This is a genomic window from Effusibacillus sp. SKA8 (genome assembly GCF_058273125.1).
Map to the genome: position 1 here is coordinate 1 of NZ_JBZCSF010000043.1, position 827 is coordinate 827.

The 827-nt window shown below is 52.6% G+C and carries 1 protein-coding gene and 5 tRNA genes; all 6 read left to right on the plus strand.

Annotated features, from left to right (window positions below; all coding sequences use genetic code 11):
• Positions 1-33 precede the first annotated feature (33 nt).
• Positions 34-108 (plus strand) — tRNA-Gln (locus tag AC4ED1_RS14655).
• A 75-nt stretch (positions 109-183) separates the two neighbouring features.
• Positions 184-258 (plus strand) — tRNA-Gly (locus tag AC4ED1_RS14660).
• 48 nt (positions 259-306) lie between these two features.
• Positions 307-383: transfer RNA gene (locus AC4ED1_RS14665), tRNA-Ile, on the plus strand.
• A 22-nt stretch (positions 384-405) separates the two neighbouring features.
• Positions 406-482, plus strand: a tRNA-Pro gene (locus AC4ED1_RS14670).
• 7 nt (positions 483-489) lie between these two features.
• Positions 490-563 (plus strand) — tRNA-Gly (locus tag AC4ED1_RS14675).
• 128 nt (positions 564-691) lie between these two features.
• Positions 692-827 (plus strand): helix-turn-helix domain-containing protein (locus tag AC4ED1_RS14680; protein WP_490939872.1); only part of this gene is annotated, 136 nt, incomplete at its 3' end.

Sequence of the window (827 nt, forward strand, 5' to 3'; positions counted from 1 at the left end):
GGAGAGTAGGTCGCCGCTAGGCTATCTTTGCTTTGGGGAGTCGCCAAGCGGTAAGGCAACGGACTTTGACTCCGTCATGCGTAGGTTCGATCCCTACCTCCCCAGCCAGGCTTTTCTTCTTGATTTCGATTTGATCTGCGTGTTATCCTAAATCAATGGTTGTATAACATGTATAATGGGTGTGCGGAAGTAGCTCAGAGGTAGAGCATCGCCTTGCCAAGGCGAGGGCCGCGGGTTCGATCCCCGTCTTCCGCTCCATGGTAGTTTTCCCCTTTGGGGTTGCTTTCATTTTGCAGGTTGCATTTGGGGCCTATAGCTCAGTTGGTTAGAGCGGCCGGCTCATAACCGGTTGGTCCCAGGTTCGAGTCCTGGTGGGCCCACCAGCGTATATCTGAATAAATTGTTCGGAGCATAGCGCAGCTTGGTAGCGCGCTTGGCTTGGGACCAAGAGGTCGGGGGTTCAAATCCCTCTGCTCCGACCAAGGGTTTGCGGGTGTAGTTCAATGGTAGAACTCCAGCCTTCCAAGCTGGCGGCGTGGGTTCGATTCCCATCACCCGCTCCAAATATATGTACCGATTTAAAACTCCTTGCGGTGCAAGGGGTTTTTGTTTTACAGAAATCCCGCGCTTCATCCCACCCCTGAAAGAGTGGGATGAAGCGCGATATGGTATAATTTTCTTGGTGATCCTCATGCACAAAGCCTATTCCTTCCGTCTCTATCCGACAAAAGAACAAGCACAACAAATTCGACGCACCATCGGGTGCTACCGGTTTGTGTTTAACCACTTCCTCGCTCGCCGGAAGGAAGCCTATGAGCGGGACGGCA